We start from the raw sequence: 21,673 nt of genomic DNA on the forward strand, positions 1-21,673 counted from the left end.
CAGGCGCGGTCGATCAGGTGCGGTCGATCAGGACCTGGACGCCGTCGAGGATCCGGTCCAGGCCGAACCGAAGGGTGTCCGTCGGCGCGGCGGCGTCGCCGGGGGCGAAGGCACCGGCGGCGAGGGCGGCGGTCAGGGCGGGGAAGCGGTCGGGCTGCCGGGTGAGCAGTTCGCCGGTGAGGTGGGCCCATTCGCGGCTGTGGGCCTCGTCGAAGTCGAGCTGCTGTTGCGCGTGGGTGCGCACGTATCCGGCGACGAGGACGAAGACGCGGTGCTGCTGCGCGGCGGTCAGGCCGGTGGGGGCCAGGGCGGTGAGGGCGGCGTCGAGCCAGCCGAGCTGGTTGGGGCCCATGAGCTGGTGGCGCATCGCGGTGGCGGCCAGTAGCCAGGGGTGGCTGCGGTGGACCTGCTCGGACGCGCGCGCCCAGGCGACGATCCGCGGGCGCCAGTCGGGGCCGGCCGCGGTGAGGTCGGGGGCGTCGGCCAGGACGGACTCGACCATCAGCTCGACGAGTTCGGCCTTGCCGGGCACGTAGCGGTAGAGCGCCATCGCGGACATCCCGAACCCGGCGGCGACCTTGTTCATGGAGACGGCCTCCAGGCCCTCGGCGTCCGCCAGCCCGACCGCGGCCTCGGCGATCCGGCCCGGGGTGAGGCTCGGTTTGGGACCCCGGGTGGGCCGGTCCTGCTCGCCCCACAGCAGCGCGACGCCCGCGCGCAGGTCGCGCACCTTCTCCTTGGCCATGCGGCCCTCCTTCTCGTGTCGGTTCCCGTGCCTCGTGTCGGGTCCGGTTCCCGTGCCCGGTCCGGCCGGGCCGTTGACACCCGACAGGAACTGTATATACCTTAAACACATCGAACTGCTGATGCCATAAACAGTTGGGGGAACCACCATGCTCGCCACCGTCATCGCCGCCTCCGCCGCCACCGCGCTCGCCGCCCCCGTCGCCGGGCTCCTCGGCTACCGGGGGCTCAAGCGCCACGCCGCTGCCGAGCGGATGCGCATCACGTCGCCGAAGGGCATCGACGAGTCCGGGTTCGTCCGCATCGGGGGCGTCGACCAGTGGGTCTCCGTGCGCGGCGAGAGCCTCGACAACCCGGTGGTGCTGGAGATCCACGGCGGCCCCGGCGCTTCCAACCTGCCGTTCGTCCCCCGCACCCGGGCCTGGGAGCGGCACTTCACGATCGTCCGCTGGGACATGCGGGGCGGCGGCAAGACCTTCGGCCACGGGGGCCCGGAAGGGCAGGGCGAGATGAGCCTCGACCGGCTGTACCGGGACGCGCTGGAGGTCACCGAGTACGTCCGCGCCCGGCTCGGCGTGCCGAAGGTGCTGCTGGTCGCCAACTCGATCGGCACCGTGCTCGGCCTGCGCCTGGCCCGCAACCACCCCGAGCTGTACTCGGCCTACGTCGGCACCGACCAGAACGTCCTCGCCGGCGGCCGCCCGCACCCCGCGTACGACGCCCTGGTCGAGCGGCTCCGGGCGGGCGGCAAGCGCAAGGAGCTGGCCGCCGTCACCGCGATGGGCCCGGACGCCACGGCGTGGAGCACCCACCAGTGGTCGGAGTTCAACAAGCTGGTCGTCACCACCGACCCGCTGACCTTCGACACCATGAAGACCGTCGTGGTCCGCTCGCTCTGGTTCTCGCCGCTGCACACGCTGCGCGAGCTGCGGACGTACCTGAAGGGCATGACCTTCGCCGAGCAGCTGGGCCCGCAGGCGATGGCGGTCGACGAGTACGCCGAGGGCACCGACTTCGCGCTCCCGTTCTTCGTCTTCCAGGGCGACAGCGACGTCCTCACCCCGCCCGCGCCGGCCCGCCGCCTCTTCGACGCCGTCAGCGCGCCGGTCAAGGACTTCGCCCTGATCCGGAACGCCAGCCACTTCGCGTCCTTCCGCGAGCCGGAGCAGTTCCTGGAGCTCATGCTCACCAAGGTCCGGCCGGTCGTCACGGGCGAACTCGCCGCCCGCTGAGGCCGCCGGCGCCGACGCCGGCGCCAACGCCAACGCCGGGAGAGTGTCCGTTTCCTTCAAGACGGGCGCCCGCACCGCCGCCTAGCGTGACCGGCATGGACAGCGAGAACAGCACGATCAGCACGAGCAGTACGAGCAGTACGAGCAGCACCGGCAGCACGAAAAGCACCACGCCGGCACCGAGGTTCGCGTTCGTCGGCATCGCCGTCTCCGACATGGCCGCCTCGGTCGCCTTCTACCGGCGGCTCGGGCTCCTGTTCCCCGACGGGGCCGAGCACGAGCCGCACGTCGAGGCGGAGCTGCCGGGCGGACTGCTCCTGGTGCTCGACGCCGAGTCGACCATCCGTTCCTTCCACCCGGACTGGCGGCCCCCGACCGACGGCGGCCGGACCGGGCTCGCGTTCCGCTGCGAGGGCCCCGCGCACGTGGACGCGGTGTACGAGGACCTCGTCGGAGCCGGGTACCACGGGGAGTTGAAGCCGTTCGACGCGTTCTGGGGCCAGCGGTACGCCTCGGTGCACGACCCCGACGGCAACGGCGTCGACCTGCTGGCCGTCCTCACCGAGGACACCCCCTAGCCTCGGACCAGGTCGGTCAGCGGCAGCCCGGTCAACTCCCGCACGTCGCGCGCCAGATGGGCCTGGTCGGCGAAGCCCGTCCGGGCCGCGGTGTCCGCGAAGGGGACGCCGGAGCGGGCCAGGGCGAGGGCGCGCTGCAGGCGGAGGATGCGGGCGAGGGTCTTCGGGCCGTAGCCGAAGGCGCTCAACGAGCGGCGGTGCAGCTGGCGTTCGCCGAGGGCGACGCGCTCGGCGGTCGCCGTGACGGACCGGCCCGCCGCGAGGGACGCGACGACGGCGCGCAGCAGCGGGTCGGCGGGCCCGGCGTCGGACGCGAGGCGCAGGGCGAGGTCCTCCAGGGCGGCGGCCGGGTCGGGGGCCGCGTCGATGCGGCCGGTGAGGCGGCGCACCTCGGCGGCGGGGCGCAGGTCGGCCAGGTCGACGCGTCGGTCGCGCAGCTCGTGGGCGGGGACGCCGAGCAGCGCGGGGGCCGTACCGGGGTAGAAGCGGACGCCCGCCCAGGGGCCGGCGAGCCCGGGCCCGGGGCGGAAGGCGTGGGTGTCCGGGCCCGCGACGAGCAGCCGGCCCGCCGTCCACAGCAGGTCCATGCAGCCGTCGGGCAGGACCGGCGCGGCGGAGGGAGCGGGCAGCACCGCAGCGCGCGTCCACACCACCGCACCGGGGAGGCGGGACGCACGCTCGGCGTACTCGGGGGCCACGCCTCGAAGGCTACGCCCGGAAGCGCGGACGGCCACGCCCGGAAGCCCCGAGGGCTACGCCCGCAGGTGCCGCAGGACGGAGGCGGCGGCGCGGGCGACGGCGTCCCGCACCTCGTCGGTGTGGTCGGCGAGCTCGAAGCCGTGGTGCCCGTTCGGGACGTCGATCACCTCCAGCGCCGCCTCGTGCTCCCCCGCCGCCGCGACGAACCCGGCGACCGTCGCCGCGATCGCGTCCGCCTCCAGCCCGGCCCGGGTGAGCACGATCGGCAGCCGGCCCGCCCCCGCCACCGCCTCCGCCGGGCGGAAGCGCCGGTCGACGGCCTCCCAGCCGGGCAGCGGCGCGAGGACGGGGTAGTTCGCGGCGAGGCAGCGCAGCCAGGACGGCGGCTCGGCGAGCCAGTCGGTGGTCAGCAGGCCACCACCGGAGAAGAACCAGAGCGCGATCCGGTCGCCGTCCACGCGCGGGTGGGCGCGCAGCGCCTCGACGGCCGCGGCGATCTCGTCGGCGGCCCGCGGGTACCCGTAGAGCTCGTCCAGGCCGTGCTCGACCGTCGCGCCGACGACGCCGAGGCTCGCCGCGTACCGGCCGTAGCCGACGTACACCGGCCAGTCGCGCGGGGTGGGCCGGGTGCCGGCGGGGACGGGGCCGCCGTGGACGAACAGCACGGCGGGCAACGGGCCTTCGGCTTCCGGCAGGTAGACGTCGAGGTTCCCGGCCCGCTCGTGCGCGCAGTCCGGCAGCGGGTGCTCCGGGGTGTCCAGGACGTGCGGGCGCGAGAACACCGGCGCCTCGGCGGCGGGCGGCGGGGCGATCCGGTGGCCCTCGCCGGCGGCGGCCCTGAGCAGGAGGTCGGCGAGCTCCTCCGGGCGGGAGAGCATCGGCCAGTGGCCGGTGTCGAGGTCGAAGAAGCCCACCCGGGGGTCGGCCAGGAACCGGAACTGCGGCATGCCCGTGCGCACCATGGCCTCGACGCTCGCGATGGTGACGCCGCCCGAGGTGCAGAGGATCCCGGTGGTCGGCACCGAGGCGACGGCGCCGGACAGCCGCAGCGGCTCGGTGAGGCTGGCGACGGGCTGCGCGGTGGCCAGCGCGGTGAGCCGGTCCAGCGCCTCGGCGGTGAGGCCGTCGGTGCTCCCCCAGCGGTGCCACTCGCCCCGGCCGGGCGCCGGGAGGAGGCCGTCCGCGGGCCGGCGGGCCGGGTCGGTCAGCACTTCGCGGGCGAGCTGGTCGGGGACGAGCTGGACGGCCCGGTCGCCGTCCACCGGCAGGCCGGCGTCCAGGTAGACGATGCGGGTGAGGCGGTCCGCCCGCCGGTCGGCGGCGCCGAGCACCGGGTGGATGCCGTACTCGTGGCCAACCAGGACGACTTCGGGGTCGGCGGCGGCGTCGATCAGGCGCAGGACGTCCTCGACGTGGGCCTCCAGGCCGGCACCGCCCCCGCCGGCGAGCGTCGCCTCGTGCACCTCGGCGCCGGCCGCGCGGAGCCGGGCGCTCACCTCCCGCCAGATCCAGCCCCCGGTGAAGTGGCCCGGTACCAGCACGAATGCGGTCATGTCGCATCTCCTCCTCGTCGTTCGTCGTCACCCGGCGTCACCCGGCGTCGCAGGCAGTCGCAGGCAGTCGCAGGCAGTCGCAGGCAGTCGCAGGCAGTCGCCCGACAACGCCGGTGGTCACCCGGCCGACCCCCGTCCGGCCGGGCGATGCGGGTACCGTAGGAACTCCCCCTGAGGGAGGTTCAAGCCTTGCCACCGTCCGTCCTGTGGAGCATCGGTGAGCTCGCGGAGCACGCGGGCGTCACCGTCAAGACCGTCCGCTTCTACTCCGACCGCGGCCTGCTGCCCGAAGCCGGGCGCAGTTCCGGCGGCCACCGGCGGTACGGGCCGGAGGCGCTGGAGCGGCTGCGGCTGATCCGCTCGCTGCGCACGCTCGACCTGCCCGTCCCGGAGGTCGGCCGGCTGCTGGAGCAGGACGGGGGGCTGAGCGACGCCCTGGAGGACGCGGTGGCCCGGCAGTTGCGCGAGCTCGGCTCCCAACTCACCGCCCTGCGCTGGCGGGAGGCCGCCCTGCGGCTGCTGCACGAGTGCCCGCCCGAGGAGCGCGCCGACCGCCTGACGCTCATCGGCGGGCTGACCACCCCGCCGGACACCACCCCGCTGGCCCGCTTCTGGCGGCGCGCGCTGCCGCTGCGGATGCCCGCCCGGCTGACCGCCGCGATCGTCGACGCGGCCGTCCCGCAGCCCCCGGCGGACCCGGCGCCCGGCCAGGTGCTGGCGTTCGCCCGGCTGAACGCGCTCGTCTCCCAGGGCTGTTCGGGCCCGAGCCACTCCGCCACCGGCAAGGGCGGCTGCCCGAACGAACTCGCCCGCACGGACCACGAGTACCGGCCCGCCGTGCTCTACGAGGGGCTCGGCGAGGCCTACGACCTGGCCTCGGCGGAGCTGCGCGCCGGCCGGGTCCCGTACGACGGCGGGGCGCTCGACAACTTCGTCGCCGCCCACGCCGCCTCCCGCTCCGTCCGGGACACGCCGGACTTCCGGCGCCGGCTGCGGGTCATGCTCGACGTCACCGACGACCCGGTGATCGCGCGCTACTGGGAGCTCGCCGGCGAACTGACCACACCCGACGAGCCCACCCTCGGCCGGGCGCACGCCTGGCTGCGGGCGGCACTGGCGGGGCAGCTGGCGGCAGCCGCCTGAAGAGGCCTGCCCGCACCGTTTCGGCCCCGGCCGAAACGACTCCGCGCGACCATGGAGGCATGTCGCTCGCCCAGCTGGCCGCCCTGCTCGCCGACCCCACCCGCGCCGCGTTCTGCGGCGCGCTGCTCGACGGCCGCGCCTGGACGGCCGGCGAGCTGGCCCGGCACGCGGGCGTCGCGCCGTCCACGGCGAGCGAGCACCTGTCGCGCCTGATCGCGGGCGGCCTGCTCGCCGAGGAGCGGCAGGGGCGGCACCGGTACGTCCGGCTGGCCGGGCCCGCCGTCGCCACGCTGATCGAGGACCTCACGGTCTTCGCCGAGACGGCGGCGGGGGACGCCACCGGGGGTAGCGGGCCGGCCCCGGGCACCCTCCGCGAGGCCACCCGCCGCAGCGCCGAGGCCCGCGCCCGCACCTGCTACGACCACCTGGCCGGGCGCCTCGGCGTGGCCGTCGCCGACGCCATGCTCGACCGCGGCCTGGTCAGCGACGACGCCGGGCTCGCCCTCACCGGGGACGGCCTCGGCTGGCTCGCCGAGCAGGCCATCGACCTGCCGCCCCGGGCGGGCGGCAGGGGTGCCCGCCCGGTGGTCCGCACCTGCCTGGACTGGACGGAACGCCGCACCCACCTCGGCGGAGCGCTGGGCGCGGCGCTCTGCCGGACGGCGCTGGAGCGCGGGTGGGTGCAGCGGATCGGCTCCGGCCGGGCCCTGCGCGTCACGCCCGACGGGGACCGCGCGCTGCGCGAACTCCTCGGTCTGCGACTGGAGCCGGAAGCCGGCTAACCCATCGTCTTCGCGCCGTCCAAGGACTCCCGCAGGATGTCCGCGTGCCCCGCGTGCTGCGCCGTCTCGGCGAGGACGTGCAGCAGGACGCGCCGCACCGACCACGTCGCCCCCGGCTCGAACCACGGCGCCTTCGGCAGCTCGTGCGCGAGGTCGAGGTCCGGCAGCGTCCGGACCAGCTCGTCCGTCTCCCGGGCCACCTCCTCGTAGCGGGCGAGCAGCCCGGCGAGCGTCTCGCCGTCGAGCATCCGGAACATCGCGGCCCAGTCGTCCGGCGAGCCGCCGCCGCGCCGCATCTCCTCGGCGCCGCCGACCGCGAACCGCATCCAGCGCGCCTCCACCGCGGCGACGTGCTTGATCAGGCCGCCCAGGCACAGTTCACTGGCCGTGGTGCGCCGGGCGGCCTGCTCGTCGGTGAGGTCGCGGACGGTGTACCGCAGGAAGCCGCGGTGCTTGCCGAGCGTCGCGACGAGGTCCTCGCGCTCGCCCATCAGGCGTCCGCCAGGGTGGGCAGGTCGCCGGCGGTCGTCCCCGTGTCGATGATCCCGAAGGCGGCGCCCTGCGGGTCGCCGACCACCGCGAACCGGCCGAACGGGCTGTCCATCGGCTCCATGTGCACGGCGCCGCCGCCCGCGCGCAGCCGGACGAGCGCCGCGTCGACGTCGGCCACCGCGAAGTACACGCTCACGTACGAGGGCACCTCGGGCGGCAGGTCGGCCGGACCCATCGCCATCCGGCCCAGCACCGGCTGCTCGCCGAGCCGGAAGATCTTGTAGTCGACCTGCTCGCTGTCCATCTTCTGCACGCCGTAGGGGAAGACCGCGGGGAAGAACCCGTCCGCCCCGGCCGGGTCGCGGGTCACCACCTCGGCCCAGCAGTACGCGCCGGGCTCGCCCTGCTTCTCGAAGCCCTCGTGGGTGCCGGCCTGCCAGACGCCGAACACGACGCCGCCCGGGTCCTTCGCGATCACCATCGTGCCGAACTCGCCGACCTGCATCGGGCCCATCAGCACCTCGCCGCCGTTGCCGCGGATCTTCTCGGCGGTGGCGGCGGCGTCGGGCGAGGCGAGGTACAGGCACCAGGCGGACGGGGCCTGGGTACCGTCCGGGCCTGACATCGGCGGCACGACGGCGGCGACGGCCTTGCCGTCCGAGTAGGCCTGCGTGTAGTTGCCGAACTCCGACGAACTCTCGCCGAAGGTCCAGCCCAGGACGTCGCCGTAGAAGGTCTTGGCGCCCTCCAGGTCAGTGAACATCGCGTCGGCCCAGCAGGGTGTGCCTTCAGGTAGCGCGGCCATCTGTCTGCCCTCTCGTACGGCTCTCGCGTGGCATTTACGCCCGGTTCGCCCCCATTCCGTCACCCTAGCCAGTCCCCTCGCCGCCCGCGCGCCCGCACACGGCGCGGCCGGTCGGAGCCCGTCCCGACCGGCCGCACCACGCCCCGCACCGGGGCCCTCGCCCGCGCCGGCTACCCGACCAGCGCCGACGCCACACGGGCCGCCGACGTGCCCAGCCCCGTCGGCCCGCCGGGCACCATGCCCAGCCGCGGCACCTCCGCCCGCGCCACGTCGTGTCCCTCGCGCCCGAAGTGCCGCTTCAGGTCGTCCTCGGTGTACCGGCGGCACCCCCGGTGCCAGTTCAGGATCCCCGCGATCCAGTTCTCCAGTTCCCCGACGTACCCGCCGAGCAGCTCGCGCGCCGCGTCGTCGAGCCCGAGGTCGTCGTACAGGACCGGGAGCTCCTTGGCCGCGACGTGCTGGAACTGGGCGAGCCGCGAGTGCATCAGGTCGTCGACGATCCGGACGGCCGACGGGTAGTCGCAGCCGAAGAAGTTCTGGACCACCAGGACGACGTTGTGCACCTCGCCCTCGTACTCGATCTCCTTCTGGTACGAGAACAGGTCGTTGATCATGCAGGCGTAGTCGGCCGCCGAGTTCTCCAGCGAGCGCATCACGCCGTGCTCGTACACCTCGGGCGGCACGGTCTGCCCGTGGCCGATCCGGCTGAGGCTCATCGTGAGGTCGGAGCCGAAGGTGGCCCGGCGCATCTCCAGGTAGTCGACCGGGTCCGGGATGCGGTGCTGCACCTGGTTGGAGATCTCCCAGATCCAGCTGTGGAGCATGTCCTCGATGCTGCTGCGGAGCGTCCGCCGGGCATCGGCGGTCATCGGCCCCGCCGTCCGCTCCCAGATGTCGGCCAGGCCCCGCTCCAGGGCGGTGGCCGGCTCCGCCGCCGGACCGCCGTCGTCGACCGGCATGAACAGCGGCAGCCGCTCGACGGCGAGCTTGGCACCGGCCAGGTCGCGGGTGCGCCCGTAGACCCGGGGGAAGTAGTCGTCCGCCCAGGTGCCCCAGAGCAACCAGGCCGAGCCGATGTCGAGTTGAGCGGCTGTGGCGTCCGGGTGCATGCCCGCCATGCAGAGCGGGAGGTCGTAGTCGCGGGTGGACTCGGCCGTCCAGAGCGCGGACCCGGGGACGCCCGGCAGGTCGTCCAACAGGCCCATCCGCCGGGCCCATTCGACGGCCCGGTCGCGCGCGCCCGCCAGGTCAGGGTTCAGGGTCAGGGGGAACGGCACCTTGAACTCCGGCAGCCGGGACGGCCCGACGCGCTGGAACGGCACGTGGCCGTGCGAACGCGCCCGCCGCACCGCGGGATCCACCGCGCCCGGCCCGACGGGCGCCGCCGGCGCCGCCGGCGCGGGCCCGCCGCCGCGCACCAGGTCCAGCGCCGACGTGCCGATCCCGCCGATCGCGAACGGGTCCCACCCGGCCCGGGCGTCAAGGGACTCGACCGACTCCGCCGCCGCGGCCCCGCCGTTCATGCCCCCGCCGTTCATGCCCCTGCCGTTCATGTAGCGGCTCGACCGCATGTGCCACTCGTGCCCGCCCGACTGCCAGTCCTGCAGCCCCTTGACGTACGTCAGCACCTTGGCGCGGCCGATCGGTTCGAGCCCGGTCTCGGCGAACAGCACGGGCAGTTCGGTGAACACGGTGTTCTCGAACTGCTGGAGCCGCGAGGTGAGCAGGTCGTTGACCGCCTCGGCGGCCTCCTGGGTGGAGCACTCCAGGAACCGCTCCAGCACCAGGATGCCGTTGCTCAGCTCGCCCTCGTCCTCCACCTCCCGCTGGTAGGAGAAGATGTCGTTGCGCAGGTGCACGGCGTCGGCGAAGGCGTCCATCAGCACCCGCAGCGCGCGCGAGCCCGAGACCTCCTTCGGCACCTCGGCCCCGGCGGCCACCTCGACCAGCTGCGCGGACCACGGCGCGCCGCCGACCTTGCGGCGCATCTCGATGTACTCGACCGGGTTGGCGATCCGGCCGGCGTTGATGTTGGAGAGCTCCCACAGCGACTCGTCGAGCAGGTTCCGGGTGCTCTCGGCGAAGCGGACCCGCCAGTCCTCGCCCATCGCCGGCACGGTCCGCCGCCAGAGGTCGGCCAGGCCCGCCTCGACCGGGTTCTCCGGTTCGGGGACCGGGGCGGCCGGGTCGGCCGGCATGAACAGCGGCAGCCGGTCGAGGTGCGCCTTGCCGCCCTCGCGGTCGTTGGTCCGCTTGTACATGTCGAGGAAGTGGTCGTCGAAGAAGAAGACCCACACGTACCAGTCGGTGACCAGCGACAGCGCCTCGGCGGAGGCGTCGGGGTGGGTGTAGGCGCAGAGCAGGCCGTAGTCGTGGGCGTCGAGGTCCTCCTGGTCCCAGATCCCGGACCCCTCCAGCATGCCCATCTCCCGCGCCCAGTCGGAGGAGTGGGCCCGGGCCCCGTCGAGATGGGGGTTGAGACGTGCCGGGTGCGGCACGTAGAAGGACGGCAGTTCGAACGGCTGGGTCACGGCGGGCGAGCCTTTCTGGACGCGTCGACTTGGACCAAGGATGACGCGCGCCCCCGGCCCGGCACCGGCACAACAAGAACAGTCATATGAGATGACCCACGTGCTCGAACCCCCGGTCGAACTTCCGCCCGAGCGACCGGCCAACGGTGGCTCACCCGTGCGGGATCGGGAGCCCCACCCGCACCATCCGCCACAACCACCCACCCAGCGGAGCGCACACCCACCGGGCACACGCCACCGGCGCCACGTCCTCACCACGCACGCACCACCCACGAGCCCCCACCACCCCGAACGGCCGGAAGGACGGGCCGAGTTCGGCCCGTCCTTCCCGGGAGGCGCACCGCGGCACCGGCCGCGCACCACGGCACCGGCCGCTCAGGCCGCTCAGGCCGCCAGACCGAGGACCAGCGAAGCCGCCACCGGCGCGAGGTAGACCAGCGGGAACGGGACGTGCGCGTAGTGGCGGGCGCGGACGACGGTGAGCGCGGCGCCGACGAAGTAGAGGATCAGGCCGACGGCGGCGAGGCGGCCGACCCCCGGGACGAGGAGGCCCACCAGGAGGCCGGCCGCGCCCGCGGCCTTGGCGATCCCGAGCCAGACCCACCAGCTGCGCGGGACGCCGTACTGGGCGAGCGGCTCGACGACGTACTTGGCTCCGGCGAAGACCGAGCCGGCCGAGAATCCGGCCATGACGGCGCCGAGGACGGTGACGATGACGTAGGCCACGGACATTGAAGTGCTCCCCACTCGGTGGCTGGTTGGTCCGACACTCCTTCGACCCGCCGGAAGCGGAGAGTGTGACCGCCACGGGGAAAAAATGTTCCGTCCAGCGGTGGGGTGTTGGCTCCGGACTCCCCCAACAACCGCTACGCCAACGAACAAACCAGGTCCGCCATGGCCTCGATCCCCAAGACTTCCCCTCCTACGGGCGTGTTGACCACCACCCCTCCCACCCCGTCGACCAGACTGGGCGCCTACCCGACCGATTCACTCCGAGGAGGGCCCCATGGACGTCACCGTTCGGCTCGCACAGCAGCCCGAGGCCGATGAACTGCTCGGACGCAGCGCGCTCGCCGCGCTCGTCGGCATGCTGCTGGACCAACAGGTGCCCATGGAGTGGGCGTTCACCGGCCCGCTGACCATCGCCCAGCGGCTCGGACGGAACGACCTGGACGCCCACGAGATCGCCACGTACAACCCCGAGGAGTTCGTGGCCCTGCTCTCCGCGAAGCCGGCCGTGCACCGCTACCCGGCCGCGATGGCCAAGCGGGTGCAGCAGCTCTGCCAGTTCCTCGTGGCGCAGTACGACGGCGACGCCGCCGTGCTGTGGAAGGACGCCAGGACGGGCAAGGAGCTGCTGAGCCGGCTCAACGCGCTCCCCGGCTTCGGCAAGCAGAAGTCCCAGATCTTCCTGGCACTGCTCGGCAAGCAGTACGGCGTGCGGCCGGACGGCTGGCGCGAGGCGGCCGGCGCGTACGGCGACGAGGGCGCGCACCGCTCGGTCGCCGACATCACCGGGCCCGAATCGCTCGTCCTGGTACGGGAGTTCAAGCAGGAGGCGAAGCGCGCCGCGAAGGAGGCCAAGGCCACCGCCAAGGCGCGCTGAGCCGCCCGACCGCCCACCGGACCGGCTCAGGCCACCGCCGGACCGGCCGCGGTCCGGCGCTCGTCGGCGTCCGCCAGCCAGAAGTACACCGGCGGCAGCCCGAGTTCGAGCGCGGCCAGCACGGCCTGGAACGCGCCCGGCCAGCCCGTCGCCGCGAGCGACAGCACCCGCCCGGCGCCACCGAGCAGGAACACGCCGGCGAGCCACCGGACGGTGCGCGCCGGGATCGTCGCCTGCCGGGCGAGCCGGATCCAGGCGGCGCCGTACCCGGCGAAGATCGCGCCCATGAAGCGGCCCCAGCTGTCGATCGTCGCCCCGGCGTGCTCCTCGCCGGGGAGCACGGCGTTGCCCACCAGCACGTGTCCGAGGCCGATCGCCACGCACGCGATCCCCATCGTCCACACGAGCGCCCGCAGTGCCTTGGCCATGACGCACCCACCCCATGCCTCGGTTGACGCGTGCCGCTTGGTTGACACGTGTCTACTTCCATGAGGCACCCGTTAGTAGACACGTGTCAAGTAGTCTTCACCCGTGCCACCACGCCAGCGCCTCTCCCCCGCCGACCGCCGCGCCCAGCTCCTCTCCGTCGGAGCCCGGCTCTTCGCCGCCCGGCCCTACGAGGAGGTGCTGATGGAGGAGGTCGCCGCGCAGGCGGGCGTCTCCCGCGCCCTGCTCTACCGGCACTTCCCGGGCAAGCGGGACCTCTTCGCCGCCGTCTACCAGCAGGCCGCCGACCAGCTGCTGGGCAAGTCCCGCTTCGACCCGGCCGACACGCTCGTCGAGCAACTGGTCGAGGGCATGGACGCGCACCTCGACTACTTCGTCGCCAACCGGCACGCCGTCCTCGCCGCGAACCGCGTGCTGGCCGGCGACCCGGTGATCCAGACGATCATGACCGACGAGCTCGACGCCCTGCGCGCCCGCCTCCTCGGCGTGCTCCCCCTCGCCGACGACGGCACCCGCGCGGCGGTGTCCCAAGTCCTGCGCAGCTGGCTGGTGTTCGTCCAGGTCCTGGTCGTCGATTGGCTCACCGAGGAGACCTGCACCCGCACCGAGCTCCGCGACGCGTGCATCGGCGGCTGCATCGGCGCCCTCCGCCCGCTGCTGCCCGTCGACCCGGCCCCCGACTGGCCGCGCACCGCCGGGGACGTCAGCTGAGCCGCCGATAGGCGTAGCGCCCCCGGATCCGCCGGACGAAGAACCGGCCGTGGCTGTCCGCCGCCATCAACTCGCGGTGCACCCGGGCCGGCACGGCCGCGTACTCGTACACGCGCCCGCCGAGGAACTCCAGCTCCAGCCGCCGCGCCGGGCGGTCGTACCCGACCGAGCGCAGCACCGAGGACTCCACCGCCGTACGGTCCATGACCCGTCCAGTGTGCGCACGAGGGCCCCGGCCGCGCATCGCGACCGGGGCCCTCGTGCGCACGGAACCGTCAGACCAGCTCGGGCTCCCGGGCCCCGACGGCCGGGTCCGACTCCGCACCCGCGGCGACGGCCTTCCGGCGCGGCAGCGCGAACATCAGCAGGAACACCACCACCAGCACCGCCGCGACCCACCACATCGCGTGGACGAAGGCCCCGCTGAACGCGTCCCCCACCGCCGTCGGCGCGACGACGTCGTCCATGGCCCCGAAGAAGGCCACCGACACCAGGCCGAGCCCGAGCGCGTTGCCCACCTGCTGCACGGTGTTGATCAGGCCCGACGCCGACCCGGCGTGCTCGCGCGGCACCTCCGCCAGGATCGCGTCGGTGATCGGCGCGACGATCAGCCCCATCCCGAGGCCCATCACGACCAGCGGCAGCGCCATCTGCCAGGGCGCGATCGCCGTCCCGTAGCGGTGCGCCTCCCAGATGTAGGCGAGCACGCCCGCCGCCATCACCAGCGCGCCGGTCTGCAGCACCCGGCGCCCGAACCGCGGCACCAGCTTCTGCACGGACAGCCCGGCGGCCGTCGAGACCGCGAGCGAGAACGGGATGCCGGTCGAGCCGGCCTTCAGCGGGCTCCAGCCGAGGCCCATCTGCATGTAGAGGGTCCACACCAGGAAGAAGATCCCGCAGACCACGCCGAAGGTGAGCTGCACGCCGATCCCGGCCGCGAAGGACTTCACCCGGAACAGCGAGAGCTCCACCAGGGGCGAGCCGTCCCGCCGGGCCTTGGCCTTCTCGTACACCACGAACAGCGCGAACACCACGAGGCTGCCGGCCATCGACAGGTAGCCCCAGAGCGGCCAGCCGGCCTCCCGCCCGTGCGTCAGCGGGTAGATCAGCATCAGCAGGCCGACGCTCGCGAGGGCCACGCCCACCAGGTCGAGCTTGAGCGCCTTCTCGGCCTTCGACTCGCTGATGAAGCGGCGCCCGGCCAGCAGGCCGGCCAGGCCCACCGGCAGGTTGATCAGGAAGATCGGCCGCCAGGCCAGGCCGAGGAGGTCCCACTCGGTGAGCAGCGCGCCGATCAGCGGCCCGGAGACGGCGCCCAGGCCGACCACCGCGCCGAACATGCCGAACACCTTGCCGCGCTCCTCCGCCGGGAAGGTCGCGTGGATGATCGAGAGCACCTGCGGCACCATGAGGGCCGCCGTGCCGCCCTGGAGCACCCGCATCGCGACCAGCATGTCCGGCCCGGTGGCCAGGCCGCACAGCGCGGACGCGAGCGTGAAGCCGCCGATGCCGATCAGGAACAGCCGCTTGCGGCCGTGGATGTCGCCGAGGCGCCCGCCGGTGATCAGGCCGATCGCGAAGGCCAGCGCGTAGCCGCCGGTCACCCACTGGATGGCGCTGAAGGAGGCGCCGGTGTCCTCCTGGATGCTGGGGACGGCGATGTTGACGATCGTCACGTCCACCAGGTCCATGAAGGAGGCGACCATCACGATCGCCAGCGCGATCCACCTCCGCCGGTCGGTGTCCACTGTGCTCATCACACGCTCCTCGTTCGTCTCGCTCGTCGGCACGTGGACGACGGTAGGGGGCATGTAGGCCAGATCCTGTCCCAGTTCTCCGGCATCCTGGACGGCATGACCGACACCCCGGCCCGTCTGCTGAACCTGCTCTCCCTGCTGCAGACCCCGCGCGAGTGGCCCGGCAGCGAGCTCGCCGAGCGGCTCGGCGTCAGCGCCCGGACGATCCGGCGCGACATCGACCGGCTGCGCGACCTCGGCTACCCGGTGCAGGCGACGATGGGCGCGATCGGCGGCTACCGGCTGGTCGCGGGGACGGCGATGCCGCCGCTGCTTCTGGACGACGAGGAGGCGGTCGCCATCGCGGTCGGGCTGCGGGCCGCGGCCGGGCACGCGGTGGTGGGCATCGAGGAGGCGTCCGTCCGGGCCCTGGGCAAGCTGCTCCAGGTGCTGCCCGGACGGCTCCGGCACCGGGTGGGCGCGCTCAACACGGCCACCGTGCCGCTGATGACCGGCGACGGCCCGACCGTCGACCCGGACGACCTCACCCTGCTCGCCGGCGCCGTCGCCAACCACGAGCGCCTGCGCTTCGCCTACCGGGCCCGCGACGGCGCCGAGACCCGCCGCAACGTCGAGCCCGAGCGCCTGGTCTCCACCGGCCGCCGCTGGTACCTGGTCGGCTTCGACCTGGACCGGGACGACTGGCGGCTCTTCCGGGTCGACCGGCTCCGCGAGCCCTTCGCCACCGGCGCGCGCTTCACCCCGCGCCCGCTGCCCGCCGAGGACGCCGCCGCGTTCGTGGCCGACAAGCTGCGTCGCCGGAACACGGCGTACCGCATGGTCGCCACCGTGCACCGCCCCGCCGACGAGGTCGACCGCTGGATGCCGTGGACCGGGGAGTACCGGATCGAGCCGATCGACGACCGCACCTGCCGGCTGCACTCCCGGGGCGACTCGCTCAAGTGGCTCGCGTCCGGACTGCTGCTGCTCGACTGCGAGTTCGAGGTGCACGAGCCCCCGGAGCTGATCGCCCACCTGCGCACCCTGGCCGGCCGCGCCACCCGCGCGGCCGACCTGGCCGGTCCTCCCTGAGCCGTCAGACCCCGAACTCGGCGGTGAGCAGCGCCCGGCCGAGGGTGTGGAAGGTGAGGTGGAAGCCGACCTGGGCCGGCGGGGTGTCGGCCGAGACGTCCAGCTTCTCGACGTCGAGCGCGTGCACCGCGAAGACGTAGCGGTGCGGGGCGCCGGGCGGCGGGGCGGCGCCGTCGTACCGGTTGCCCGGGAAGTCGTTGCGCCCGTGGAAGGAGGCCGCGCCCGGCAGGGCGTCGTCCGAGGAGCCCGCGCCGCGCGGCAGTTCGGTGGTGCCGGCGGGCAGGTTCAGCGCGAGCCAGTGCCACCAGCCGGAGCCGGTCGGCGCGTCCGGGTCGTAGCAGGTGACGGCGATGCCGCGGGTGCCCTCCGGCAGGCCCGACCAGGACAGCTGCGGCGAGAGGTTGCCGCCGGCGTGGATGAACTCCCGTGCCAGCGTGCCGCCTTCGGTGAGGTCCGCGCTGGTCAGCGGGAAGGACGGCACCTGCGGCAGGAACTCGTACGGAAGCGGCGGACGGACACTCATGGCGTGCACCTCTCACGGTCGGGATGACACCGGTCACTGTAACGGGGTGCACGTCCGATCCGGTCGCCCCTAAAGTCGACACCATGGCTTCGAAATTCGCCCGGTTGCTCTCGGACTCCCGCCGCGCGCTGTTCACCATGCTCGGGATCCAGGCCGTCATCTGGTCCGTGCAGGTGCTGAACTGGCTGGACGACTACGACCTGTCCCGGGAGTTCGGTCTGCGCCCGGAACGGGTCGGCGACCTGCCCGAGATGTTCACCATGCCGTTCCTGCACTTCAGTTGGGACCACATCGTCTCCAACTCCTGGCCGCTGTTCGTGCTCGGCTTCCTGGCCGCCTACCGGGGCATGCGCAAGTTCCTGCTGGCCAGCCTGGTGATCGTGGTCTCCGGCGGGCTCACGGTCTGGCTGCTGGAGAGCCCGAACACCGTGACGGCCGGGGCGAGCGGCATGGTCTACGGCTACCTCGGCTACGTGGTGCTGCGCGGGGTCCTCGACCGCAACGTGCTGGACGCGGTGGTCGGCCTCGGCGTCGCCGCGGTCTACTGGACCATCCTGATCGGCGTGCTGCCGGTCGCCCACGGCGTCAGCTGGCTGGGCCACCTCGGCGGGCTGGCCGGCGGGCTGGCCGCCGCCGTCCTGCTCCGCGACCAGGCGGCACCGAAGCCGAAGCCAGCGCCCGCGCCCGCACCCGCCGACTCCCGCTCCGCCCTGCTCAAGGAGCTGGACGACCTGGGCCTCTAGCCCGTCCGGCGCAGCGCCCGACCGGCCAGGTATAGACCAATCCGAACCCCTGCGGCTAGCGTGGACGGCGCCCCCGCCCCCTGCTCCGGAGCCGCACCGTGGAGTCGTCCGTCCTCGCCTTCGCCACCGACCTGCTGGACGAGGGCCCCGACACCTTCTTCGGCAACCTCGCCGACCGTGCCGGGGTCGGCGGCGTCACCCTCGCCTCGGTCTACCACGAGGCCCGGGACGTCTTCCCGCACAACCCGCGCCGGGTGGTCCGCTACCTGGAACCGGGCGCCGCCTACTTCCGCCCCGACCCGGCCCGCTGGCGGGGCCGCCGCCTCGCGCCCGTCCCGTCCACCGCCATCGGCGAGCGCGACCCGTTCTCCGAGGCCGCCGCCGAGGCCCGCCGCCGCGGCCTCGGGCTGCACGCCTGGACGGTGTTCTGCCACAACGACCGGCTCGGCTTCGCCCACCCCGACTGCGCCCCGGCCAACGCCTTCGGCGACCGCCACCTCACCGAGCTGTGCCCGGCGAACCCGGAGGTCCGCGAGTACGCGCACACCCTCGTCGCCGACCTGGCGCGCTACGGCGTGGACGCGGTCCGGGCCGAGTCGCTGCACTTCCACGGCCTGCGCCACGGCTACCACCACGAACGCTATTTCGAGGAGCTCGGTCCCGTCGCCGAGGCGCTGCTCGGCGTCTGCTTCTGCCCGCACTGCCGCACGGCCGCCGCCGGCGCGGGCGTCCCGGCCGACGAGGTCGCCGAGGCCGTGCGCACCGAGCTGCGCCGCCGCCTCGCCGACGAGGGGGCCGCCGCCGAGCCCGGTGCGCTGGACGAGCTCGCGGACGGCGCGTTCGCCGCCTACGTGGACGCCTCCGCCGCGACGGTCACCTCGCTGGCCGCCGAGCTGTCCGCGCAGGCCCGTCGCCACGGCATGCGGCTGAGCTTCATGGACGGCGGCGGCCCCGGCAAGGGCTGGCTGTCCGGCATCGACCTGCCCGCGCTCGCCGGGGCCGCGGACCAGATCGAGACGCTCGGCTACGCGAGGACCCCCGAGGCCGTCCGGGAGAAGATCGCCGCCTTCGCCCTGCACGGCGTCCGCCCGCAGGACATGGCGGTGATCCTGCGCCCGATGTCCTCGGACTGCGACGGCCCGGAGAACCTCGCCGCCAAGCTCGCCGTCCTGCGCGAACTCGGCGTCCCCGAGGTCGAGTTCTACAACTACGGCCTGATGCGCCTGTCCTCGCTCGACCGGATCGGCGCCGCGCTCCGCGCGTAGGCCGCACCGGCGGCCCCCACCGGCGGCCCTACCGCCGCCGCTTGGACGTCCCGAACAGGCTGCGCGAGATCTCCTGCCCGAGCTGCTTCCCGGCCGAGCGCGCGAGCGACTTCACCGTCGGGTTGTTCAGCAGCGAGCCGAGCAGCCCGCCCGCCCCGGCCTGCGCGCCGGCCCGCCCCGCCTCCCGCGCCGCGTCGCGCGACGGCTCGGGGACGGGCGCCGGCGCGGGCTCGGCGCGCGCCGCCCGGGCCGCGAGCTTCTCGTACGCCGACTCGCGGTCGATCGCGTCCCGGTAGCGCGCCGTCAGCGGCGAGGCGTCCACGAGCGCCCGGAGCGCGCCCTCGTCGACCGGCCCCATCAGCGACTGCGGCGCCCGCAGCCGGGTCGCGGCGACGGGCGTCGGCGCGCCCTTCTCCGACAGGACGGTCACCACGGCCTCCCCGGTGCCGAGCGAGGTCAGCACCTCGCTCAGGTCGTACGACGACCGGGGGAAGGTGGAGACCGTCGCCTTGAGCGCCTTGGCGTCGTCCGGGGTGAACGCGCGCAGCGCGTGCTGCACCCGGTTGCCGAGCTGGGCGAGGACGTCGGCGGGCACGTCCTTCGGGGTCTGGGTGACGAACGTTGCTGTCAATATACCCACTTGTATCCTGACCTGCGGAAACGAAGAAACCCCGCCCGGGAACTGGCCCGGACGGGGCTCTGACAGGCTCTCCAGCGGCTCAGCGGAGGGTGGCCGACCACTGCCCCCGGGACAGGTGGATCACGCCGTCAGGGTCGACCTTGGCGTTGCAGCCGAACAGCGGAAGACCGCCTTCGACCTCACGCCAGTTCCGAATCCGCTCCAGGTCGTCCCAGAGCCGGCGCGGCCCACTCTGGTGAACGGTCGGCGGCTCGTACCGCTCCGCCTCCGCTCGTGCCCACGACCCATCCGGGTGGACGAGATAGGCCGTGCGCTTCCCCGGACGCGCTTCGAAGTCGATTTCCACGCCGGGTGTGGTGATCGTGAGCATCGACCAGATTTCCCAGTTGTCACGGATATCCGCGACCGGGTACCGGTACGACTTGACCTCTTCGCCTTCGCCTTCACGGGCAGCCCGGAACAGGTGCTCCAGGCCGGGCGGGTAGGTCGGCCCGGTGCGGGTCGTCATGAAGCCCGCCCAGTCCCTTTCGATCACGCCGCTTGCCCCGCCGTCCGGGTCCTTCCAGACGGTCAGGATCAGCGCCGTGTCCGCAATCGTGGTGACGAGCCGTCCACCCGGGCGGAGAGCCTGGAGCCACGACTCCGGAATGGGTCGTGCCGCCACCGTGGCAACGGCACGGTCGTACTGTCCGGGAATGGGTCCGGTGGCGTCCAGGGTATGGAAGTTCGCCTTCAACCCCATGCCGTTCAGACGGTCCTTCGCGGCTTCGGTCAGGTACTTGTCCACGTCCACGCTGGTGACGTGCCAACTGCCGAGCCTCAGCGCGGCAATAGCGGTGAGCCCGCCGGCTCCGGTGCCGAGATCCAACAGGTCTTGCCCGTCGTGAATCCGCGCGTGCCGAAGCATCTTCACGACCAGCGTCGTGAGGGTGGCGGAACTCGTGGTGCGGCCGGTCGGAATGTCGTCCGGCTTCGCGTGATCGGCATGGAGACCGCCCACGCTGGTGACGACGGAGTTGTTGCCGAAGGCCCGTCGCACCCAGAGATCGGGGTCACTCTCTCCGACCTGGAGCCGCCAGCCTCCGCCTTCGGCAGGCTCCCACCAGCGGGGCACCAACAGGTGTCGGGGCACCCTGGAAACCGGGTCGCGCCAGCGGGAATCCGGGTCGGTCGTGCGGGCGGCCAGTTCTGCCGCGTGCCTCTGCCAGTCCATGGGCTTTTCCTACCTCAGTACTTCGGGCCGCACGCTTCGGTGCTCGCCGGGGAACAGTCGTTGCTGTCGTCCGGCGGGCAGGCAGCCGTGTCCACCGGAGCGTAGTAACTCGGGCCGCACGCTTCGGTGCTCGCCGGCGAACAGTCGTTGCTGTCGTTCGGCGGGCATCCAAGCATGGTGATCGGGACGTACTCCAACGGCGCGCATCCGGTCGGCGCGCACGACGAACCGTCCTTCGGGGCACACGCGTCACGCTGCTTCGGCTTCGGGATGCTCGCGGCCACCGCCGCCCACTCCGGGCTGAGCAGCACCTTCCGGAGGCTGGTCTCCCGGATGTTGAAGGGCTGCATCCACCGGCCGATGACGCACGGGGAAACGGCGCCGTCGGGGAGGATGGCCAGCTTGCCCCGGGCGCAGTTGCCGCACAGCACGTCGACCGTGGGTGTCTCGCCGTTGCCGGCCCGGCCGACTCCCCGGGCGTCGTCCAGGGTGATCCGCTGGACTCCGAGCGCTTGCAGCTCCTGGACGGCCAGCCGCTCAAGCTGTCCGTCGTGGCAGCGGACGACTCCGGCCCGGACCGGGATGCCGAGACCCAGCGCCTTGACGATGTTGGCCCGGGTCCTCTCGTGGCTCCCGGCAACCTTGGTCACCTTGTCGTGCTCCCCGGCGTTGACCGAGTAGTACGAGGTGCCGAGTCGGACGCCGGGCTTGGAGAGGGTCGTCCACCCCTTGTCGGTGATGTGGAAGAGGTTGGAGAAGACCTCAACGAGCAAGCCCTTGCTCAGCGCGTGGTCCACGAGGTCCCGCCAGCCCGGGAACGTGGTGGGCTCCCCGCCGATCAACTGGACTCCCTTGACGCCGAGTTCGGCGCACTCGGTGATCACCCGCGTCCAGTCGTCCAGGGCCATCACGTCGTGCGGCACGGTCGGCCCGGACTCGTTGAAGCAGTGCCCGCACTCCTGCTGACACTTGTTGGTCAGCTCCAGCTCCACCCACTCAGGCGCGGTGAGCACCACGGCGGAGGGCAGTTCAATGGTGACGGTCACGAGGAATCCCCTCTGTTGAGGTTGTACAGACAGGGCCCCACCCCGGCCACTCGACCTGTCCAGGGTTCCGGGGAACCGGGGTGGGGGTTGTG

22 protein-coding genes and 1 pseudogene are annotated in these 21,673 nt (G+C 73.4%); 9 read left to right on the forward strand and 14 right to left on the reverse strand.

Annotated features, from left to right (window positions below):
- Positions 1-13 precede the first annotated feature (13 nt).
- A complete protein-coding gene (locus ACFXDE_RS15775) occupies positions 14-745 on the reverse strand; it encodes a TetR/AcrR family transcriptional regulator (RefSeq protein WP_380494517.1) in 732 nt (243 codons plus the stop codon).
- Between the two features lie 148 nt (positions 746-893).
- Here ACFXDE_RS15775 and ACFXDE_RS15780 point away from each other — a divergent pair, with 148 nt between their 5' ends.
- Entirely contained in the window at positions 894-1,976 is a 1,083-nt protein-coding gene (locus ACFXDE_RS15780; RefSeq protein WP_380494519.1) for an alpha/beta fold hydrolase, read from the forward strand.
- Between the two features lie 95 nt (positions 1,977-2,071).
- Entirely contained in the window at positions 2,072-2,554 is a 483-nt protein-coding gene (locus ACFXDE_RS15785) for a VOC family protein (protein ID WP_380494521.1), read from the forward strand.
- Here the strand turns inward: ACFXDE_RS15785 and ACFXDE_RS15790 are convergent.
- Both ACFXDE_RS15790 and ACFXDE_RS15795 read right to left on the reverse strand, forming a co-directional pair.
- Entirely contained in the window at positions 2,551-3,252 is a 702-nt protein-coding gene (locus tag ACFXDE_RS15790) for a helix-turn-helix domain-containing protein (RefSeq protein ID WP_380494523.1), read from the reverse strand. The genes ACFXDE_RS15785 and ACFXDE_RS15790 overlap by 4 nt on opposite strands.
- Positions 3,253-3,306: 54 nt before the next feature.
- The gene (locus ACFXDE_RS15795; protein ID WP_380494525.1) at positions 3,307-4,806 is read right to left on the reverse strand and encodes an alpha/beta hydrolase; all 1,500 of its coding nucleotides are present in this window, start codon (positions 4,804-4,806) and stop codon (positions 3,307-3,309) included.
- A gap of 189 nt (positions 4,807-4,995) precedes the next feature.
- On the opposite strand from ACFXDE_RS15795, the gene ACFXDE_RS15800 reads away from it, so the two are divergent.
- Entirely contained in the window at positions 4,996-5,949 is a 954-nt protein-coding gene (locus ACFXDE_RS15800) for a MerR family transcriptional regulator (RefSeq protein ID WP_380494527.1), read from the forward strand.
- 59 nt (positions 5,950-6,008) lie between these two features.
- A complete protein-coding gene (locus ACFXDE_RS15805; protein ID WP_380444545.1) occupies positions 6,009-6,731 on the forward strand; it encodes an ArsR/SmtB family transcription factor in 723 nt (240 codons plus the stop codon).
- Here ACFXDE_RS15805 and ACFXDE_RS15810 read toward each other — a convergent pair.
- The 4 genes from ACFXDE_RS15810 to ACFXDE_RS15825 form a co-directional block, all read right to left on the reverse strand.
- A complete protein-coding gene (locus ACFXDE_RS15810) occupies positions 6,728-7,222 on the reverse strand; it encodes a DinB family protein (RefSeq protein WP_380494530.1) in 495 nt (164 codons plus the stop codon). The two genes, ACFXDE_RS15805 and ACFXDE_RS15810, sit on opposite strands and share 4 nt — an antisense overlap.
- On the reverse strand, positions 7,222-8,028 hold the full coding sequence (locus ACFXDE_RS15815) for a VOC family protein (RefSeq protein ID WP_380494532.1): 807 nt from the start codon (positions 8,026-8,028) through the stop codon (positions 7,222-7,224). The genes ACFXDE_RS15810 and ACFXDE_RS15815 overlap by 1 nt, the downstream gene beginning before the upstream one ends.
- A gap of 170 nt (positions 8,029-8,198) precedes the next feature.
- On the reverse strand, positions 8,199-10,559 hold the full coding sequence (locus tag ACFXDE_RS15820; RefSeq protein WP_380494534.1) for a germacradienol/geosmin synthase: 2,361 nt from the start codon (positions 10,557-10,559) through the stop codon (positions 8,199-8,201).
- Between the two features lie 384 nt (positions 10,560-10,943).
- Entirely contained in the window at positions 10,944-11,291 is a 348-nt protein-coding gene (locus tag ACFXDE_RS15825; RefSeq protein ID WP_380444551.1) for a DoxX family protein, read from the reverse strand.
- 274 nt (positions 11,292-11,565) lie between these two features.
- On the opposite strand from ACFXDE_RS15825, the gene ACFXDE_RS15830 reads away from it, so the two are divergent.
- The gene (locus tag ACFXDE_RS15830) at positions 11,566-12,165 is read left to right on the forward strand and encodes an HhH-GPD-type base excision DNA repair protein (RefSeq protein WP_380494536.1); all 600 of its coding nucleotides are present in this window, start codon (positions 11,566-11,568) and stop codon (positions 12,163-12,165) included.
- A gap of 26 nt (positions 12,166-12,191) precedes the next feature.
- On the opposite strand, the gene ACFXDE_RS15835 is transcribed toward ACFXDE_RS15830, so the two are convergent.
- Positions 12,192-12,593: a DUF4345 domain-containing protein gene (locus ACFXDE_RS15835; RefSeq protein WP_380494538.1), complete on the reverse strand. Its 402-nt coding sequence runs from the start codon at positions 12,591-12,593 to the stop codon at positions 12,192-12,194.
- A gap of 103 nt (positions 12,594-12,696) precedes the next feature.
- On the opposite strand from ACFXDE_RS15835, the gene ACFXDE_RS15840 reads away from it, so the two are divergent.
- Complete coding sequence (locus ACFXDE_RS15840; protein ID WP_380444556.1) at positions 12,697-13,323, forward strand: TetR/AcrR family transcriptional regulator; 627 nt, start codon at positions 12,697-12,699, stop codon at positions 13,321-13,323.
- Here the strand turns inward: ACFXDE_RS15840 and ACFXDE_RS15845 are convergent.
- Together ACFXDE_RS15845 and ACFXDE_RS15850 are read right to left on the reverse strand one after the other, a co-directional pair.
- Complete coding sequence (locus tag ACFXDE_RS15845) at positions 13,316-13,528, reverse strand: KTSC domain-containing protein (RefSeq protein WP_380444558.1); 213 nt, start codon at positions 13,526-13,528, stop codon at positions 13,316-13,318. The genes ACFXDE_RS15840 and ACFXDE_RS15845 overlap by 8 nt on opposite strands.
- Positions 13,529-13,598: 70 nt before the next feature.
- Complete coding sequence (locus ACFXDE_RS15850) at positions 13,599-15,080, reverse strand: MFS transporter (RefSeq protein WP_380494540.1); 1,482 nt, start codon at positions 15,078-15,080, stop codon at positions 13,599-13,601.
- 96 nt (positions 15,081-15,176) lie between these two features.
- On the opposite strand from ACFXDE_RS15850, the gene ACFXDE_RS15855 reads away from it, so the two are divergent.
- On the forward strand, positions 15,177-16,151 hold the full coding sequence (locus ACFXDE_RS15855) for a helix-turn-helix transcriptional regulator (RefSeq protein ID WP_380444584.1): 975 nt from the start codon (positions 15,177-15,179) through the stop codon (positions 16,149-16,151).
- A 4-nt stretch (positions 16,152-16,155) separates the two neighbouring features.
- On the opposite strand, the gene ACFXDE_RS15860 is transcribed toward ACFXDE_RS15855, so the two are convergent.
- On the reverse strand, positions 16,156-16,674 hold the full coding sequence (locus ACFXDE_RS15860) for a YbhB/YbcL family Raf kinase inhibitor-like protein (RefSeq protein WP_380444561.1): 519 nt from the start codon (positions 16,672-16,674) through the stop codon (positions 16,156-16,158).
- Positions 16,675-16,757: 83 nt separating this feature from the next.
- Here ACFXDE_RS15860 and ACFXDE_RS15865 point away from each other — a divergent pair, with 83 nt between their 5' ends.
- Positions 16,758-17,417 (forward strand): rhomboid family intramembrane serine protease, encoded by a 660-nt coding sequence (locus ACFXDE_RS15865; RefSeq protein ID WP_380494542.1) that lies wholly within the window; start codon positions 16,758-16,760, stop codon positions 17,415-17,417.
- Positions 17,418-17,515: 98 nt separating this feature from the next.
- Positions 17,516-18,682, forward strand: coding sequence for a hypothetical protein (locus tag ACFXDE_RS15870; protein WP_380494544.1), 1,167 nt, complete (start codon positions 17,516-17,518; stop codon positions 18,680-18,682).
- Between the two features lie 28 nt (positions 18,683-18,710).
- Here the strand turns inward: ACFXDE_RS15870 and ACFXDE_RS15875 are convergent.
- The 3 genes and pseudogenes from ACFXDE_RS15875 to ACFXDE_RS15885 all read right to left on the reverse strand — a co-directional run.
- Positions 18,711-19,301 (reverse strand): annotated as a pseudogene (locus tag ACFXDE_RS15875) (helicase HerA-like domain-containing protein); the annotation flags it as partial.
- Between the two features lie 100 nt (positions 19,302-19,401).
- Positions 19,402-20,535: a 50S ribosomal protein L11 methyltransferase gene (locus ACFXDE_RS15880; RefSeq protein ID WP_380494546.1), complete on the reverse strand. Its 1,134-nt coding sequence runs from the start codon at positions 20,533-20,535 to the stop codon at positions 19,402-19,404.
- Between the two features lie 14 nt (positions 20,536-20,549).
- The gene (locus tag ACFXDE_RS15885) at positions 20,550-21,581 is read right to left on the reverse strand and encodes a radical SAM protein (RefSeq protein WP_380494549.1); all 1,032 of its coding nucleotides are present in this window, start codon (positions 21,579-21,581) and stop codon (positions 20,550-20,552) included.
- Positions 21,582-21,673: the final 92 nt, after the last annotated feature.

Source organism: Kitasatospora sp. NPDC059408 (assembly GCF_042751525.1).
Lineage (GTDB): Bacteria > Actinomycetota > Actinomycetes > Streptomycetales > Streptomycetaceae > Kitasatospora.